This window comes from Microbacterium sp. HSID17254, from assembly GCF_003989315.1.
Classification (GTDB): Bacteria; Actinomycetota; Actinomycetes; order Actinomycetales; family Microbacteriaceae; genus Microbacterium.
Map to the genome: position 1 here is coordinate 1 of NZ_RBLT01000159.1, position 852 is coordinate 852.

The 852-nt window shown below is 74.2% G+C and carries 1 protein-coding gene; it reads right to left on the minus strand.

Features of this window, described 5'->3' with window-relative positions:
- Positions 1–852, minus strand: an 852-nt coding sequence (locus tag D8M34_RS18315) for a GlgB N-terminal domain-containing protein (RefSeq protein WP_446723747.1), incomplete at both ends; no start/stop codon positions are given.

Below are 852 nucleotides of genomic sequence, written 5' to 3' on the forward strand. Positions count from 1 at the left end.
GAACCGCGAGGTCGGGGCGAAGTAGGAGGTCACCTGGTAGCCCCAGGACCCGCCGAACGGGTGCTCGGCCACCGGCAGCAGCTCGACGTGGGTGAACCCGGTGGTGTCCAGGTCGGCCACCAGCCGCTCGGCGATCTCGCGGTCGTCCAGCCCCGGCACGCAGCAGCCGAGGTGCAGCCCGTAGGCGCTCATCCGCTCCGCGTGCGGGCGGCGCTGCGCGCGGTCGGCCATCCACGCGTCGTCGGTCCACTCGTGGATGTCGCGGGTCACGGCCGCCGCCGGCTGCGGCGGGATCTCGGTGGCGAAGGCCATCGGGTCGGCCTTGTCCCGCCACCGGCCGTCGGGGCCCAGGATGCGGAACTTGTAGCGGTCGACGACGCCGACGCCGGGCAGGAAGACCTCCCAGACCCCGGAGCCGCCCAGCGAGCGCATCGGCAGCGCCCAGCCGGCCCAGCCGTCGAAGTCACCGGGGACCCGCACACCGCGGGCGTTCGGGGCCCAGACGGCGAAGCTGGTACCGGCGACAGGGCCGGAGGGGGTCTCGTAGTCCCGGACGTGTGCGCCGAGGACGTCCCACAGGCGTTCGTGCCGTCCCTCGCCGCTGAGGTGCAGGTCCATGTCGCCGAGCGTCGGCAGCCAGCGGTACGGGTCGTCGACCGTCTGCTCGGTCGTGCCGCCGGCGCCGTCGCCGTAGGTCACGAGCAGCCGGTAGTCGCCGCCGGAGCCGGGGACGAGGTCGGAGAACAGTCCGGCGTCGTGCACCCTGGTCAGCTCGCTGGCCTGCGCGCGGTCACCGTTCGGCAGCACCGCCACCGACACGGCGTGCGGTCGCAGGACACGGACCACGGTGCC